Annotated in this window: 14 protein-coding genes; 10 read left to right on the top strand and 4 right to left on the bottom strand. The window is 59.8% G+C overall.

The genetic code is table 11. The features are described 5' to 3' along the window. Positions 1-1,239: a GAF domain-containing sensor histidine kinase gene (locus tag AC2GXZ_RS19010; RefSeq protein WP_483760752.1), complete on the bottom strand. Its 1,239-nt coding sequence runs from the start codon at positions 1,237-1,239 to the stop codon at positions 1-3. Between the two features lie 242 nt (positions 1,240-1,481). On the opposite strand from AC2GXZ_RS19010, the gene AC2GXZ_RS19015 reads away from it, so the two are divergent. The 10 genes from AC2GXZ_RS19015 (at position 1,482) to AC2GXZ_RS19060 (ending at position 12,963) form a co-directional block, all read left to right on the top strand. Next, on the top strand, positions 1,482-2,489 hold the full coding sequence (locus AC2GXZ_RS19015; RefSeq protein WP_483760753.1) for a substrate-binding domain-containing protein: 1,008 nt from the start codon (positions 1,482-1,484) through the stop codon (positions 2,487-2,489). Positions 2,490-2,576: 87 nt separating this feature from the next. After that, positions 2,577-4,037 (top strand): ATP-binding cassette domain-containing protein, encoded by a 1,461-nt coding sequence (locus AC2GXZ_RS19020; protein WP_483760754.1) that lies wholly within the window; start codon positions 2,577-2,579, stop codon positions 4,035-4,037. Continuing rightward, positions 4,034-4,975, top strand: a complete 942-nt coding sequence (locus AC2GXZ_RS19025; RefSeq protein ID WP_483760755.1) for an ABC transporter permease — start codon at positions 4,034-4,036, stop codon at positions 4,973-4,975. The genes AC2GXZ_RS19020 and AC2GXZ_RS19025 overlap by 4 nt, the downstream gene beginning before the upstream one ends. Continuing rightward, positions 4,972-5,919 (top strand): ABC transporter permease, encoded by a 948-nt coding sequence (locus AC2GXZ_RS19030; protein ID WP_483760756.1) that lies wholly within the window; start codon positions 4,972-4,974, stop codon positions 5,917-5,919. Before AC2GXZ_RS19025 ends, AC2GXZ_RS19030 begins: the two co-directional genes overlap by 4 nt. Positions 5,920-5,958: 39 nt before the next feature. Beyond that, a complete protein-coding gene (locus AC2GXZ_RS19035) occupies positions 5,959-6,876 on the top strand; it encodes an SMP-30/gluconolactonase/LRE family protein (protein ID WP_483760757.1) in 918 nt (305 codons plus the stop codon). Positions 6,877-7,256: 380 nt separating this feature from the next. Further along, positions 7,257-8,912: a phosphoethanolamine transferase gene (locus AC2GXZ_RS19040; RefSeq protein ID WP_483760758.1), complete on the top strand. Its 1,656-nt coding sequence runs from the start codon at positions 7,257-7,259 to the stop codon at positions 8,910-8,912. Next, the gene (locus AC2GXZ_RS19045) at positions 8,909-9,361 is read left to right on the top strand and encodes a diacylglycerol kinase (protein ID WP_483760759.1); all 453 of its coding nucleotides are present in this window, start codon (positions 8,909-8,911) and stop codon (positions 9,359-9,361) included. The genes AC2GXZ_RS19040 and AC2GXZ_RS19045 overlap by 4 nt, the downstream gene beginning before the upstream one ends. 95 nt (positions 9,362-9,456) lie before the next feature. Continuing rightward, positions 9,457-10,119: a response regulator gene (locus AC2GXZ_RS19050; RefSeq protein ID WP_483760760.1), complete on the top strand. Its 663-nt coding sequence runs from the start codon at positions 9,457-9,459 to the stop codon at positions 10,117-10,119. Further along, entirely contained in the window at positions 10,116-11,498 is a 1,383-nt protein-coding gene (locus tag AC2GXZ_RS19055) for a sensor histidine kinase (RefSeq protein ID WP_483760761.1), read from the top strand. Before AC2GXZ_RS19050 ends, AC2GXZ_RS19055 begins: the two co-directional genes overlap by 4 nt. 445 nt (positions 11,499-11,943) lie before the next feature. Then, on the top strand, positions 11,944-12,963 hold the full coding sequence (locus AC2GXZ_RS19060) for an Ldh family oxidoreductase (RefSeq protein ID WP_483760762.1): 1,020 nt from the start codon (positions 11,944-11,946) through the stop codon (positions 12,961-12,963). Between the two features lie 50 nt (positions 12,964-13,013). Here AC2GXZ_RS19060 and AC2GXZ_RS19065 read toward each other — a convergent pair whose 3' ends face one another. From AC2GXZ_RS19065 to AC2GXZ_RS19075, 3 genes are all read right to left on the bottom strand, one after another. Beyond that, positions 13,014-14,219: an amidohydrolase family protein gene (locus tag AC2GXZ_RS19065; protein ID WP_483760868.1), complete on the bottom strand. Its 1,206-nt coding sequence runs from the start codon at positions 14,217-14,219 to the stop codon at positions 13,014-13,016. A gap of 180 nt (positions 14,220-14,399) precedes the next feature. Then, on the bottom strand, positions 14,400-15,359 hold the full coding sequence (locus tag AC2GXZ_RS19070) for a LysR family transcriptional regulator (protein ID WP_483760763.1): 960 nt from the start codon (positions 15,357-15,359) through the stop codon (positions 14,400-14,402). Between the two features lie 332 nt (positions 15,360-15,691). After that, complete coding sequence (locus AC2GXZ_RS19075; RefSeq protein ID WP_483760764.1) at positions 15,692-16,864, bottom strand: acetyl-CoA C-acetyltransferase; 1,173 nt, start codon at positions 16,862-16,864, stop codon at positions 15,692-15,694. Positions 16,865-16,920 lie beyond the last annotated feature (56 nt).

The raw sequence follows: 16,920 nt of genomic DNA on the forward strand, positions 1-16,920 counted from the left end.
TCATCCTTCCACCGGCATGCGCTGGCCGGTCTGCAGCGTCAGCCTGACGCGGGTTCCACCGCTTGCCATTGCGGGATTGTGGCCGATCTCGAAACGGGCGGAAATCAGCCGCGCCCGGGTTCTCATGTTGTCGATGCCGTGCCCGGTCATCCCTTTCAGCTCAGCCATGCCCTGCCCGTCATCCTCGACATCGATGGAAAGTCCTTTCTCACGCTGCTCAAGGCGCACGGTTATTCTCTCGGCCTTGCCGTGGCGGATGGCATTGTTGACCGCCTCCTGCACGATCCGGAACAGGGCGACAGTGACCGTGGGCTCAAGCCCGCGCAGCATGCCGTCGCTTTCGTCGATCATCCGCCATTCGATCGGCTGGCCGCTTTCCCGTACCGATCGTTCAAGATGGGTCTCGATCGCTTCCGCAACGCCGAAAAGCTGGAGAACAGTCGGCTTGGCTTCCTCGATGATCTGGCGAAGGTCCTGCATGCACTGCTGGAGAGAGCGACAGAGCGGTTCCAGCGCGTCGCCCGGCACGGAAGCAAGATCGGTCAGCCGCTCCATCCGCCGCGTCAGCCGTGTCAAGTCGGCGAGCGTCTGGTCGTGAAGGTCCATGCCGATCCGCTGACGCTCGGCCTCCAGTGCCTCGGTCAGCTTCAGCGCGCCAAGCCGCAAGCCTTCCTCGCGGGCACTCGCCTCGGTCTCGATCACCGCCGAGCGCTTTGCCTGTTCGGCAGCGCGGAGTGCGAAGAAGTAAGGCGCCAGGAGATCGGCGACCGCCCGGGCGTTCTCGACATCTTCCATCGTGTAGCAATCACTTTGGCGCGATGAGCAGCTCAGCGCGCCGATGACGTTTCCCTGCGCTTTCAGCGGCACATGCAGTCTGCTGTGCAGCTTCAATTGAAGGATGGGGCTCGCAAAAGCGCCGTCGAAATGAAACCGTGGATCGGAGCAGGCATCGCCTGAAAGCAGGAAATCTACCTCGCCAGCCAGCAAGGTGCGTATCGGGCTTCCCGTTAGGAGCGCGGGCGGATGTTTGCTCCACGCGGTTTCGAGCCCGCTTTCATAGGCGATATGATACTTACCATTGACCTGCTTGATGCAGACGTCGAGATGGTCGTGCGGGATGATATGGCTGATCTCCTCGGCCACAGCCTTGATGATCGAGTCGAAGTCGAGCTGTCCTGCCAGCAGCCGGGAAATCCCCAGATAGCGGTCGAACAGCGTATTGCGCGCCGGATTGAGCATGGGCGGACCTCCTCCAGTCCTTTGGCCTGCAATTAAGCGTCAGCTTTTCAAGCATGTCCTGCGGGAACCCGCAGATTTGACGCGGAAGCCCGCAGAAAGCGTGCTTGGATGCGCCTGTACAATGTCAAGAAACTCCTCCATGCTCGATTTACTGAGCAAAAGGGGCTCAGGGCAATCATTATCTCCGGATTACCGTTGAGGAGCGGCCCGGACGATATGCAGGGAGCTTTTGGGAGGAAATCATGACCATCAGAACGATGCTGGCGGCATCCGTCGCACTCGCATGCCTGTGCGGACCGGCGCTCGCCGATACGTCATCCAAGAAAATCGCGCTGTCGAACAATTATGCTGGCAATTCCTGGCGTCAGGCAATGCTGACGAGCTGGGACAAGATCACCAAGGAAGCCGTTTCCAAGGGGGTGGTCGCAGCCGCGGACCCGTTCACGACCGCCGAAAACCAGGCGACCGAACAGGCCGCCCAGATCCAGAACATGATCCTGCAGGGTTATGATGCAATCGTCATCAACGCTGCCTCGCCGACCGCATTAAACGGTGCGATCAAGGAAGCATGTGATGCCGGCATCACGGTGGTTTCCTTCGACGGCGTGGTTACAGAACCATGCGCCTGGCGGATCGCCGTCGATTTCAAGGCGATGGGCGAAAGCCAGATCGACTATCTCGCCAAGAAACTGCCCAAGGGCGGCAATCTGCTCGAGATCCGCGGCCTTGCCGGCGTCTCCGTCGATGACGAGATCCATGCCGGTATCGCGGCGGGCGTCGCCAAGAACTCGCAGTTCAAGATCGTCGGTTCGGTCAATGGCGACTGGGCGCAGGACGTGGCCCAGCGCGCCGTCGCCGGCATCCTGCCGAGCCTGCCGGAAGTGGCGGCGGTCGTAACCCAGGGCGGTGACGGATATGGTGCTGCACAGGCGTTTGCCGCTGCCAAGCGTCCGACGCCGACGATTGTCATGGGCAACCGCGAGGATGAACTCGTCTGGTGGAAGCAGCAGAAGGATAAGGACAGTTACGAAACCATGTCGGTGTCGATCGCGCCCGGTGTCTCGACGCTCGCCTTCTGGGTGGCACAGCAGATCCTTGACGGCAAGCAGGTCAAGAAGGACCTCGTCGTGCCCTTCCTTCGCATCGACCAGGCCAATCTGGAAGAGAACCTGAAGAATACCCAGAAGGGTGGCGTGGCGAATGTCGAATATTCGCTCGAAGACGCCCAGAAGGTGATCGACGCGAAATAGCGTCGCCTCCCGAGTGCCGGGACGTCAGGAGCCCAACGCCTCGCGTCCCGGCATGAATTCCCAGATCAGAAACCCGACAGCGATTTCATGACCGAAACCTTGAAGCGACAAGAGGTTGTTGCCGCGCGCGGCGTTCGTGTGACATTCGGAGCCGTCAAGGCGCTCGATGGCGCAGACCTCGTCATCCATACCGGCGAATGTGTCGGACTGGTCGGCCATAACGGCGCGGGCAAGTCCACAATCGTTAACGTCATCAACGGCGGGCTGACCCCGCATGAGGGATCGCTCACCTATGGCGGTAGCGAGACCCACGGCATTTCCGCTGCCCGCGCCAATGGTGTGCGCTGCGTTTTCCAGGAATTGTCGCTCTGCCCCAACCTCACGGTCGGCGAGAACGCCCGTATCATGCATGCGGAGCTGAAGGGTTGGGCGTGGCGAGGCCGGGCTTTGAAGCTGGTTGAAACGCAGCTGAAGGAAATCTTTCCCGGCCACACGATTGATTGCGACGCGACCATCGATGACCTCTCGATTGCCGAGCGGCAGATGGTGGAGATCGCCATCAGCTTTGCCGGCATCGACAAGCGGCCGAAGCTTGTCATCCTCGACGAGCCGACATCGTCGCTCGATGCAGGGCTGGCGGCGCAGTTGATGGCTTATATCCGTAAATTAGTCGGCGAAGGCGGCTCGGTGCTGCTGATCTCGCATATCCTCGGCGAAATCCTCTCCACCTCCAACCGCATCGTGGTGATGAAGGATGGCCGTGTCGTTGCCGACCGGGCGGCGTCCGAATTCTCGACCCGCAGCCTTGTCGAGGCGATGGGCAATGTCGTGCGCGAGCAAGAATTTTCACGCGCTAACGCGACCCGGACCGGAGAGCCGGTCCTGTCCATGCCGCCGCGCCGCGGCCATGGATTGCCATTCCAGGCACATCGCGGCGAGATGATCGGGCTTGCCGGTCTCGGCGGTCACGGCCAGACAGAGGCACTGCTCGACCTTTATCTTAATCGCAACAGCAATTGGTGGCCGACGAAACGGCGGGAGGTCGCCTTCGTTGCCGGCGACCGCAGCCTGAACGGTACGTTTCCGCTCTGGAGCATCCTCAAAAACCTGTCGATTGCCTCGCTCGGCCAGCTCTCGACCAATCGTATGGTCGACCGCGCCAAGGAAGAGACGCTTGGCGCCGGCTGGAAGCAGCGGATCGAGATCCGCACACCCGACATGGGTAACCGCATCCTGTCGCTATCGGGCGGCAATCAGCAAAAGGTGCTTTTCGCTCGTGCGCTGGCAACGACAGCCAGTACGGTGCTGATGGACGATCCGATGCGCGGTGTCGACATCGGCACCAAGCAGGAGGTCTATGAAATCCTCCGATCGGAGGCCGCAAACGGCCGAACTTTCATCTGGTATTCGACCGAGATGGACGAAATCCGCCTCTGCGATCGCGTCTATGTATTTCGCGAAGGCGCCATCATGGCCGAGCTCGTCGGCGCAGAAATCACCGAAAAGAATGTGCTGGCTGCCTCTTTCAGCGAAGGAGAAGCGGCATGAAGATTTCGTCCGGCACCGTTCGCCTGATCATCCCCGCTGCCTCGCTCGCCTTGCTGCTCGTCGCTGTCTTCTACATGCAGCCGCGTGCCATGAGTTATAACGGGCTCAATCTGCTGTTCAATCTTGCCGTCCCGATCGCGCTCGCGACCATCGCCCAGATGCTGATCATGTCGGTCAACGACCTTGATCTGTCGATGGGGACCTTCGTCAGCTTCTGCGCCTGCGTGGCGGCAACTTTCCTGCAGTCGTCGCCGACGCTCGGCATCCTGATCTTTGTCGGGGCGATCGCCATCTATGCGGTGATCGGGGTTGTCATCCATATGCGCGATCTGCCGTCGATCGTCGTCACCCTCGGCATGAGCTTCGTCTGGGGTGGTCTTGCGGTCCTCATCCTCCCCTCCCCCGGCGGCACGGCGCCGACATGGGCAAGATGGGTGATGACGGCGAAACCACCGCTCGTGCCGATGGCGATCGTTGCCAGCATCCTGATTGCCGCCGTCACCCATTATATCGTGATGCGCTCCTCCTTCGGCGTGCTGATGCGCGGCGTCGGCGGGAATAATCGCTCGGTCGAACGCGCCGGCTGGTCGGTGCTCGGTCTCCGCGCCGCGACCTATGCGCTTGCCGGCGTTTTTGCCGTCCTTGCCGGCATTGCTCTCGTCGGGCTCACCACCTCGGCCGATGCCAACATCGCTTTGCGCTACACGCTTCTGTCGATCGCTGGCGTCATTCTCGGTGGTGGCCAGTTTGTCGGCGGCAAGGTGTCGCCGATTGGGGCCGTCATCGGTGCCCTGACGCTGACGCTTGCCGGCTCCTTCCTGTCCTTCATGCGTATTTCGCCCGACTGGCAGATCGGTGCGCAGGGCGCGATTCTGATCGTTGTCCTGGCGCTGCGCCTTGCCCTCAACCGTCTGGAAAAGCGGGAGAAGAGCCAATGACGCTCAATCGCCTTCTCGTCTCGAAACCCTGGCTATGGTCTTTCGCAGCCACCATCGTCGTCTGGGTGGTCACCGTGCTCTTCACCGGTGGCGCTAGTTCCTTCGGATTGTCGCAGGCAGCGCTTACCTTCGCGGCCTTCTCGGTTATCGTTGGCATCGGCCAGATGTTCATCATCACGCTCGGGCCTGGCAATATCGACCTTTCGGTGCCAGCCACCATGACCTTGTCCGGCACGCTGGCGCTGAAGCTGATGGATGTGCAGGACGGCATGATCGTCGTCGGTCTGCTTGCATCGATCGGTATCGGTCTCGTCATCGGGCTCGGCAATTACATCCTGATCAAGGCGCTTCGCATCCCGCCGATCATCGCCACGCTGTCGATGAGCTTCATCGTCCAGTCGGTGGCGATCTGGAGCAATCGCGGCCTGCGCATCAAGCCGCCGGAGACGCTTGCGAATTTTGCCACTTCCGGCCTGTTCGGCATTCCCAACATCGCACTGGTGGCGCTGGTGCTTTCCGTCATCGCCTGGATCCTTCTGGAAAAGTCGATCTACGGACGCTGGATCTCGGCCATCGGCCAGAGCACATTTGCCGCGCGGATGGCCGGCATTCCTGTCGATGGAACGCGGCTCATCACCTATATGCTCTGTGCCGTACTGGCATCCGTCTGCGGTTATCTGCTTGCCAGCTTCTCCGGTGGCGCGGCGCTCAACATGGGCTCTGAATATCTGCTGATGTCGATCGCGGTCGTCGTCATCGGCGGCACCGCAGTCGCCGGCGGAAACTCCAACATTCCCGGTATCTGGGGCGCCTCACTCTTCATGTTCCTGGTCGTCTCGATGCTCAACACCTATGGGTTCGGTGCCGGTTTCCGCCTGATCCTGACAGGTCTCATCATCATCGCCGTCATTCTACTCGCCGGCGGCCGGCAGTCTCTCCGTTAGCCGCCGACCGTCGACATAAACCCAACCGGACACAATGCCATGTCACAGACCTCATCCATCTATGAAATCCATGATGACCGCTTCCGGTTTCTCATCGTTCCGACATCCCCGCTGGATGAACTCTATTCGGAATGCCGCTGGGCGGAAGGACCGGTATATTTTGCCGACCAAGGTTGCCTGATCTTCAGCGACAATCCCAATGAGCGCATGCTGCGCTGGGTCGAAGGTGGCGGTGTTTCCATTTATCGCAGCGCGTCCAACTTCTCCAACGGCAATACGAGAGACCGGCAGGGCCGGTTGGTCACCTGCGAGCACGGCACCCGGCGTGTGACACGCACCGAGATCGACGGCTCGATCACCGTTCTTTCCGACAGTTTTGAAGGCAAGCGGCTGAATTCGCCCAACGACGTGGTGGTGCATTCGGACGGCGGCATCTGGTTTACCGATCCGACATACGGGATCATGTCGAATTACGAGGGGTTTCGCGCCGAGCCTGAGCAAGCGACCCGCAATGTCTACCGTATCGATCCCCAAAGCGGTGAAATGGAGGCGGTGGTCACGGATTTCGGCCAGCCGAATGGCCTCGCCTTCTCGCCTGACGAGCGTATCCTCTATGTGGCGGATTCATCCTCCAGCCATGACCCCAGCCGGCCGCGCCATATTCGCGCTTTCGACGTGTTGGAAGGCCGCAGGCTCTCAAACAGCAGGGAATATTGCACCATCGACACGGGTCTGCCGGACGGTTTTCGTGTCGACGTCTACGGCAATGTCTGGACGAGTGCCGGCGATGGCGTTCATTGTTTCGGTCCGGATGGAAAGTTGCTTGGCAAGATCCTCGTGCCGCAAACAGTTGCCAATGTCACCTTTGGCGGACCGAGGCGAAACCGTCTGTTCATCACGGCAACCAGATCGCTCTATGCCGTCTATACCGCCACGATCGGGACCGCACTGGGATGAGAGATACGGAACAGCAAGACGAACGTATCCGAAAAGCCGAGATCGGCAGCCCTCTCCGTCTGACGTTGCCTATCCCGTCATACTGCGATGCATCTGGGTGGCGTCTGTCGGCCAGGTTTGCAGCGTGTGCATGCGCTTTGCCTCGCGCATCAGCGGGATTGAGCAGATGACCAAGACGAGGGCCGCAACATACATCATACCGGGGCGGGTTCTAAACGAATTCACGAGATGCCAACTCCTCCTGTGACCGCTCCGAAATTGGAGCATGAAGCTGACATCGGGCTGAACAATTCGCAGGCATGGCGAGATTTATGACATTCAGGTGACTGTCAGGATCGGGTGCGATGCCGCCGGCATTAGAAACTGCCGGGAGCCTCCCCTTGTCCATCAATAGCATCTCCCAACCTATGCGGCTTCTTGGCCGGCCAAGGCTCGGCAGCGTTACGCTTGCGATCCTCGGGGCGGTTTACCTGATCGTGTTTACCAACCACACGTTCTTTTCCCGTGCCTATGCCTATTTCGACAGTCATCTGGCGCTTGCGGCCTTCGCGCTGGGACTTACCTGTCTGTATGCCGCCTTCACCATCACGCTTTCGGTCAAGTATGTTCTAAAGCCAGTGCTGGTTCTGATGATCCTTGCTGCGGCCTCGGCCGCTTGGTTCATGGACGGTTTCGGGACGATCATCGATGTCGACATGATCCGCAATGCGGCTCAGACGACCTCGTCGGAGGCGGGCCATCTGATCACTTGGCCCTATCTGCTCCACATGACGCTGTTCGGACTGGTGCCCTCGCTCCTTATCTGCTGGGTCAAGGTCGAGCATCGGAGCTTCCTGGGTAAGGTGAAATGGAACCTTGCGGCGATCGTTCCCCTCCTGCTTGTGGCAATCGCCTGTGGAGTGAGCAGCGCCCGCAGTGTCGCATCGGTGGTCCGTCTTCATAGGGATCTGATCCTGACACTCAACCCGTTTCTGCCGGTCGGTAGCGCTGTTGCTTTCGCGTTTGCCAGCGAAGCCGACAAGAACATCGTGGTTGCACCGCTCGGCACCGACGCCCATGTTGCGGGTCCGATTGCCTCCGGCAAGCCCCGCGTACTGGTGATCGTAACGGGAGAAACGGCGCGCGCTGAAAACTTTGCATTCGGCGGTTATGGCCGCGATACCAATCCGGAACTGAGAAAGCGCGATGTAACCTACTTTCCGGAGACTTCGAGTTGCGGCACATCGACGGCAGTATCCGTGCCCTGCATGTTCTCCAACCTGATGCGGCGTGGTTATTCTCATCGCGCCGGACTGGAAAACGAGAACCTGCTGGATGTTTTCGGACATGCCGGCGTCAAGACGGAATGGTGGGACAACAATACCGGCAGCAAGGCTGTCGCCGACCGCACGACCTACCGATCTTTCTCGGAAGCCAATGATCCGCGCTACTGCAAGAACAACGAATGCCTGGATGAAGGCATGGTGGCTGCGCTTGACGATTGGCTGTCGAAGGTGAAGGGAGACAGTGTGTTGGTCCTGCATCAGCTCGGCAGCCACGGACCGGCCTATTACCAGCGTTATCCGGCTGAATTCGCGCGCTTCACGCCGGAATGTCGCACCGGCGAACTCGGCACCTGCAGCCGCGATACCATCGTCAACGCCTATGACAACAGCATCCTCTATACGGACCATATCGTGGCCTCTGTCATCGATGCATTGAAGGCTCGCGAGGACAAGATGGCTCCGGCGATGATCTACATGTCTGACCATGGCGAGTCGCTTGGCGAGCACGGGCTGTACCTACATGGGGCTCCCTATATCGTTGCTCCGTCGCAGCAGACGCATGTTCCTTTCGCCCTCTGGCAAGGCTCGGAAATGAAGGCGTCAATCGACGCCGACTGCCTGTCGAAACGCGCCGGTGATGGGGCGTCTCACGACAATCTGTTCCACACCGCGCTCGGGATGATGGATGTGAAGACATCGGCCTACAACAGCGATCTGGATGTTCTCGGGGCCTGCCGCAAGAAAGCGCTGGCGAGTGGAGCAAGCTCATGACCGTCTCCGATTGTGCCGCGATCGGGAAGGTCAGGAGAACCGTTACCGAAGCCAATGAAGGGTCTTCCCCCAGCCGACCCATCGGTAAGGTGACGGGCAGTCGGCACCTCGGGGCAGCACTCGGTTATTCGCTGTGCGGTGCCCTGAGGTTGCTGCGCGAGACCGCATTTCGTCATGAGATCATCGCTGGACTGGTGATTTTCGGGGTTTTCGCCGTTGTTGGCGCCGGGCTGTCCGATTATGTCATGATGATGGTCCTCATGCTCGGCCTCGTCGCCATCGAGGCACTCAACACGGCGATCGAGGAAGTTGTCGACCGGATCTCGCCTGAATGGTCGGAGACCGGCCGCAATGCTAAGGATCTCGGCTCCTTTGCCGTCTTCTGTCTGCTTGTCGCGAATGGCTTGTTGGCGGCTTTTGTCATAATATCACGGCTTATTGCGACATGAGCACGATTGCCGCTCCATTCCCTCTCGAATTCTGCCGGTATTCTTTGCTAGACATGGGATACAAGGTAAAATCGGGATGGGACGGAGCAGGCAGTTTGAGGGTTCTTCTGATCGAGGATGATGTGACGCTCGGGGAAGCGGTGCGCGACCATGTGGCGAGCGGCGATCATGCGGTTGACTGGATGAAGACCATCGACACCGGGCGGAGCGCACTCGCAACCACTCAGTATGGCCTGATCCTCCTTGATCTGCGTCTGCCCGATGGCAGCGGCATCGCGCTTCTGAAGGAATTTCGTGCCAGGGGCGTCACTGCCCCGGTCATCATTCTCACCGCCCATGACCAGATTTCCGATCGCATCGAAGGGCTGAACAGCGGTGCGGACGACTATCTGGTAAAACCTTTCAATCTCGGGGAACTCACCGCGCGCATGCTGGCCGTAAGCCGTCGCTATAGTGGCCGGCCAGTCTCGCTCACGCGTGTCGGTGATCTGGAGATCGACGCCACCGACCGGCGGGTGACCGCAGCCGGCGAGACCGTCACCCTTTCCGGTCGCGAATGGGCTGTGCTCGATGCATTGTCGGCCCGACCCGGCGCAGTCGTGTCCAAGGCCCAGATCGAGGAGGCGCTCTATGCCTTCGGCTCCGAGATAGAGAGCAATACGGTGGAGGTCTATGTCAGCCGGTTGCGCAAAAAGCTCGGCCGCGACAACATCGCCACTTTGCGCGGTGTCGGCTACCGGCTTGGACGCGAACAATGAAACTTTTTGGTGGGGCGGCTGGTCCGTCGATGACACGACGGCTGATCCTGTCGTTGACTTTGGTGATGACCTTTCTCTGGCTGCTGGCCGTGGGCCTCGGGCTGGTTGTCATGGAGGAAGAGCTTGCCGAGATCTTCGACGGTACGCTTCAGGATACCGCGGAGAGACTGGTGCCACTGGTTGTCGATGATCTTGAGCATCGCGGCATGTTGGGCGGCGCTGTCGATGATGTCCCAAGCGCTGCGCCACAGCAGCTGCAGACCGGCAGTTCCAGCGGTGATCATGAATATCTGACCTACCAGGTGCGTGACCCATCCGGCAGGGTGTTGATCCGTTCGCATGATGCGCCGGAGCAGGCGTTCGAAGCGCCACTGAAGGCAGGCTTCTGGAAGGACCAGACCTATCAGTTCTACACTGCCACCAACGACGCCCGCACCATCTTCATCCAGGTGGCGGATGCTTTCGAAAACCGCGAGGAAGCCTTGCGGGAAGGCGCGATGGCTCTGTTTCTGCCATTGGTTCTGTTGATCCCGGTCACGGTCATCGCGATCTGGCTGGTGGTGCGGCGGGCGGTGAGGCCGGTCGGGGAGCTACGCCGCGAGATCGAGACGAAGGATGGCGGGAACATGGAGCCGATCGACGCCTCCATTCTGCCGCGTGAGCTGCAGCCCATTGCCGTGTCGGTCAATCGCCTGATGACGCGGCTACGGACCGCGCTCGATGCCGAACGCGAATTCACGTCCAACAGTGCGCACGAGTTGCGCACCCCGATTGCAGGCGCTCTGGCGCAGACGCAGATGCTGATCGCCGAGCTGACCGACGGAGCCAATTGTTATCGCGCCGGCCAGATCGAAGCTTCGCTGACACGTCTCAGTCATCTTGCTGAGAAACTCCTGCAGCTCTCGCGCGCGGAAGCAGGCATCGGGATGACCGACAAGCCTGCAGATCTCGGTGCGGTCCTGGAAATGGTGATGACCGATTTCTGGCGAAGCATGGCCGAGCCGCGGCGGCTCGTGCTTCATCGTTCGCCGGATGCTCAACTGATTGGCCCCTTCAGCGAAGACGCTTTTGCAATCGTGTTGCGTAACCTGATCGAAAACGCCCTGGTGCATGGCAGGCCAACGGACCCTGTCGAGGTGTTCCTTGACGGCGGCGGAGCGATTCGTGTCGTCAACGGCGCGGCGCCGATGACCGATGCCGAGCTCGATTCGATCCGCAAACGCTTCAGCCGTGGCCGGACCGAGGCCGCTGGCTCAGGATTAGGCCTTTCGATCATCGACCGGTTGCTTGGCCAGATGAATGGGCAGTTGGTGTTGTTGTCGCCGGCAAATGGCCGTAGCGACGGGTTCGAAGCCAGAATTCATCTCGGCCAATCCTGACGGCCAGACACGACAGGATGAGGGGCTCGTCGCGAAGACGCGAAACCCGCTCTCGCCTTTTATGATTGTCCTATATTTGATCTCAATGGCCCAGGCAAAAAGGGCCGGAGCATTTGTCCCCGATCGAAGTCAACAACCGGCTATTTGCCTTGGGCGGCGCCCGCCTCCGATCTTTTGTTGGCAAGTAGCTTGAATGTCGATCATCGCTGGCCCGAGACGAAGCTCTTGTGATCTTTCACATAAATCCGGTTGAATGCGGGCAACTTGCGACTATCTTCTCGCCACTGAAAACAACGGCACGTGTCTGCGTCCCACATTTGGAGGCGCCGCAGACCTTTGTCGCCGTTCTGGTGATACTGCATCCCTTGGCTGCCATGCAGACGGGACCAGAGGTGCGGCGCCGGCCGGTCCATGAGGGGCCTGCCTGCGCGACAGGAAAATTTATATGTCAGGGACAAACATGATCCATCTCGCCTATTCCGACCTGGTCGCTCTGCTTGAAAGCATTTTCGTTGCCAACGGCGTGTCCCAGCACAGTGCCAGAATTCTGGCTGAAAACTGCGCTGGATGCGAGCGCGACGGCTCGCTCAGCCATGGCATATTCCGCATGGCCGGTTACGTTTCGTCGCTTAACAGCGGGTGGGTAGATGGTCAGGCGGTGTCAGAGGTCGAGGATGTCGGGCCTGCCTTCGTGCGTGTCGACGCAAAAGGTGGCTTCACGCAGCCAGCCTTTCTTGCGGCCCGGCCTCTGTTGATCGAAAAGGTCAAGCAGAACGGTGTTGCCGTTCTCGCCATTCGCCGTTCTCACCATTTCAGCGCGCTCTGGCCCGATGTCGAACCCTTTGCCGAGGAAGGTTTCGTTGCGCTGAGCGTCGTCAACAGCATGGCGTGCGTCGTGCCACATGGCGGCAAGAAGGCAGTTTTCGGCACCAATCCCGTGGCATTTGCCTCGCCTCGCGCCGGGGCTGCTCCCTTTGTGTTCGACCAAGCGTCCTCCGCGATTGCCCATGGCGACGTGCAGATTGCTGCCCGGGCTGGTCATGACCTGAAGCCGGGCATGGGTGTCGATCGCGACGGTCAGCCGACCAACGACCCGAAAGCCATTCTGGACGGTGGTGCATTGCTGCCGTTCGGTGGCCATAAAGGCAATTCGATCGCGCTTATGGTGGAGATCCTCAGCGCCGCACTGACGGGCGGCTATTTTTCCGGCGAGTTTGACTGGAGCGGTCACAAGGGAGCGCAGACGCCGTTTACCGGACAGTTCTTCGTCGTCATCGATCCGGAACGTGGTGGAAATGACGTATTTGCGGAGCGTGTTGCCGGCATTTGTGACCTCGTGCTGGAAGCCGGACAGGATCGTCTGCCCGGTGATCGGCGGCATGTCACCCGTGCCAAGGCTGAGACCGACGGTATTCCGCTATCGACGGAGAACTACGAAAAGCTCAAGGCGCTCGCGGCAAACTGATCCGGCCCCGCCGTTCGACCTGCAGAATTCCGTAGCTTTCAGGCCAGGTTCTAAGCGCCGCCGGCCCGAAGAACCTTGCGGTTTTCGGCGACCAGGATGCCTTCCTTGAAAACCCTCCGGTTTTTGGGGAAGCCGACAACGGCTTCGGGCACATGTTCGGCCTTGACGGCGACGAAGTCGGCCTTTGCGCCGATTTCGATCCCGTAACCTTCAAGGCGCAGTGCTTTTGCGCCAGCGGAGGTGACTATGTCGAAAGCTGCTTGCAGTTCTTCGTCGGTGAAGAAGCCTGAGCGGTAACCAATGATCTCGGCGCGGCGCAGCATGTCTCCATCGCCATACGGCCACCAGCTGTCGCGGATATTGTCGCTGCCGGAAAATACGTTGACGCCTTCGCTGCGCAGCAGGGCAACCGGCGGAAAGCCGTGATGGCCGGGGGCGTTGGTCATGATCGAGATGCCGCAGGCGGCAATTTTCGCCGCGATCTTGCGGGCCAGGTCAGGCGGGAGGTCGCCGAGGCCATAGGCATGGCTGATCGATACATGGTCCTGCATGCCGAGTGCCTTTGTTCGGGTGCAAATCTCTTCGATGGTGAAGGCACCCATGCTGCCGCCGTCATGCAGGTGGATATCGACATCGACGCCCCGCTTTTCGGCAATGTTGAAGACAACGTCGAGATGTGCGGTGACGTCGCGGTCGAAACTGGCCGGATCAAGCCCTCCGATGAGGTCCGCACCCATGCCGATCGCTTCGTCGAGAAGCTCCGCCGTGCCGTGGCTTTTCAGGATGCCGCTCTGCGGAAAGGCGACAAGCTGGATATCGATGATGCCCTGATATTTTTCCTTGACCGCAAGGATCGTCTCCAGCGATTTCAGCCCTACCGAACCGTCTACCATCACGTGGCTGCGCATCTGCAAGGTGCCATGCGCAATGCAGAGGTCGAGCTGGCTGCACGCCCGATCTGCCATCGGTTCCGCTTTGGCCATGTTCTCGGCCTGGAAGGCGACACGCTCATGCACGTCGAAGCCATTGGTGCAGGGCCGGTGAGGTACCCATTTTCCACCATAGAAGCTGGTATCGAGATGAATATGCCCCTCAACGAAGCCCGGTAGGAGGAGCTCGCCACCGATATCGACGGTCTTGCCGGTTGCCGCATCAGGCGCAGCGGGCCTGATCGCAACAATGCGACCATTGTCGATATCGATGTCATTCAGGCTTCCATCGGCAAATCTGGCATTAGTGAATGTTGTCTTCGACATTTCCGGAAGCTTCCCCTGAATTTTCTTCATTCAACGCGCCTTATGCGCTTGGCGCAAGATGGGGAGCGAGCTGTCCACCGACCGGCAGGACCGGGTGGATCTACGGGAATGCGGAGAAGGCCAAGCCCCACGGCCGCGAGTTTCCAATGGGATAAGGTATGTGAGAATGCCGTCGGCAGTTCAGGCGGGGTTGTAGCGGTAGGACTCGAACCTGCGGACCGATTTGAATTTGTCATCGCCGGAGCGATCCGCCATTTGCTGAAGGGTCTCGACGAAAAGCTGCGCAACGGGCTGCAGTGAACGGTCGGACTTCCTGATAATGCCGACCCTGCGGCTGAACCAGGAGGCTTCGACCGGTTTGCAGGTGATACCATCCATATTACCCGCCTCTGTCGCGGAGCGGGGAAGGATGGCAACACCTATGCCTGCCCTGACCATGCTCAGAGCCGTCGACATGTAATTTGTTTCCATTGCGATGGATATCTCGCATCCCTCGCGGCTCATCGATCGCTCGAAAAGCACCCGCACACTGCTGTTTCTTCGCGTGAGTATAAGGGGATGAGCGATGATGTCGTTGATGCGCAATATTGGCTGGCCGTCGTTCAATACGTGGCGGATGGGGAAGAATGCGCAGAGATTGTCGGAAACGTAGTCCTCGACCTTGATGCTGCGATCCGAACTGATGCGCATGCCGATGCCAAAATCGACATCCTCTGCCTTGACCAGCCGGATGATTTCTTCGCCGACCACATCCCACACGTTGACGATGATCCCAGGGTTCTGCTGCTGGAAAGCCATTATCGCATGCGGAAGGAGGCCGGATGCGATGGACGGTAGGGCGGCCACCCTGACGATGCCCCTGCGGGCGTAGTTGATATCCGACGCGGCGAGGACGACTTCGTCCATATTGAGCGAAAGGCGCTCCATCAGCGGCAGGATATTGCGGCCCGCCGGGGTCAAGGCCACGTGACGTTTGTTGCGGTCGAACAACCGTATTCCAAGCTGTTCCTCAAGCTGGTTGATCTGGACGGTCAATGTGGGTTGCGAGACATTGAGCTCTTGAGCGGCGCGTGTGAATTTCAGATGCTGTGCGAGCGTCAGAAAGGCACGAATTTGCCGAAATGTCGGAGGAGACGTCATGGAGAAGGACTGCTCCTTGAATGGAAACGGCGGTTGACCGGGTGCCTTTACACGAGGTCCCAGTTTGAAATTGGCAGAGAGCGACATGTCGGCATTGATCCAGCGCATATTTCGCCGCTGGCGGCCGTCAACTACCCATTTTTGCTGCGAAATCGACGATCGTGCATGATCGACGGCAATTGGTGGGGCAACAGAGGTATGGGAGAACTCCGGGCAGCTCGGGGGTGGAGCTGCCCGGAGACTGTCCTGCAGTGACGGGAAGGAGGAGCCGTATACAAGACGGGAACCGTTTCAGCTGACCGACACCCTGCATCGGTTCGCTGATCTATGAGCTAGAATCGTTCGACGCAGAGGGCGATGCCCATGCCGCCGCCGATGCAGAGCGTCGCAATCCCCTTCTTGAGTTGACGGGCCTTCAACGCATGCAGCAACGTGACCAGAACGCGCGCCCCTGATGCACCGATCGGATGGCCAATGGCGATTGCGCCGCCATTTACATTGACCCTGGCCGGATCCCAGCCCATCTCCTTGTTGACCGACAGGGCCTGTGCGGCAAAGGCTTCATTGGCTTCGATCAGATCGAGATCCTCAACGCTCCAGCCAGCCCTTTCAAGAGCCTTGCGTGATGCAGGGATCGGGCCGGTACCCATGATTGCAGCATCGACGCCCATGGTTGCGAAGGATGCGATCCGTGCAAGCGGGGTCAGGCCGCGCCGTGCAGCTTCATCCTCATGCATCAACACCACGGCAGCCGCGCCGTCATTAAGGCCCGACGCATTGCCCGCCGTGACCGTGCCATCCTTCTTGAAGGCGGGGCGCAGGCCGGCCAGGGCCTCGGATGTCGTGGCGCGAGGATTTTCGTCAGTATCGACGACAATATCTCCCTTGCGGTTCCTGATGATGACGGGAACGATCTCGTCTTTGAAGCATCCCCCGGCAATCGCGGATGCTGCTTTGCTCTGGGATGACAGAGCGAACGCATCCTGTTCTTCGCGGCTGAGACCATATTTCTCCGCGACGTTTTCGGCCGTGATGCCCATGTGGTAGTCGTTGAAAGCATCCCACAGGCCATCCCTGATCATCGTGTCGACGAACTCGGCCGGACCCATCTTTATGCCGCTGCGCAAGACAGCCGCATGTGGTGCGAGGCTCATGTTTTCCTGCCCGCCGGCAACGACGATATCGGTATCGCCGGCGAGGATCGATTGTGCACCAAGTGCGACGGCGCGAAGGCCTGAGCCGCAAACCTGGTTGATTGTCAGAGCTGTCGCCGTCATCGGAATGCCGGCGGCGACGGCTGTCTGCCGGGCGGTGTTCTGCCCCTGCCCGGCGCTCAGGACATGGCCGAGGATGACATCGGAGACCTCGTCGCCTTCGAGGCCGGCACGTTTGAGGACTTCACGGATGACGATTGCGCCGAGTTCATGCGCGGGCAAGGTTGACAGCCCGCCGAGGAATTTGCCGACGGCTGTCCGCGCGGCGGACACGATTACGATATTGGTCATGACTTTTTCTCGATACGTTGCCGTTGCCCTTCGTATTTCGAAAGGCTGCGAGTGGT

The sequence above is a fragment of the Aliirhizobium sp. YIM B11859 genome, from assembly GCF_057163345.1.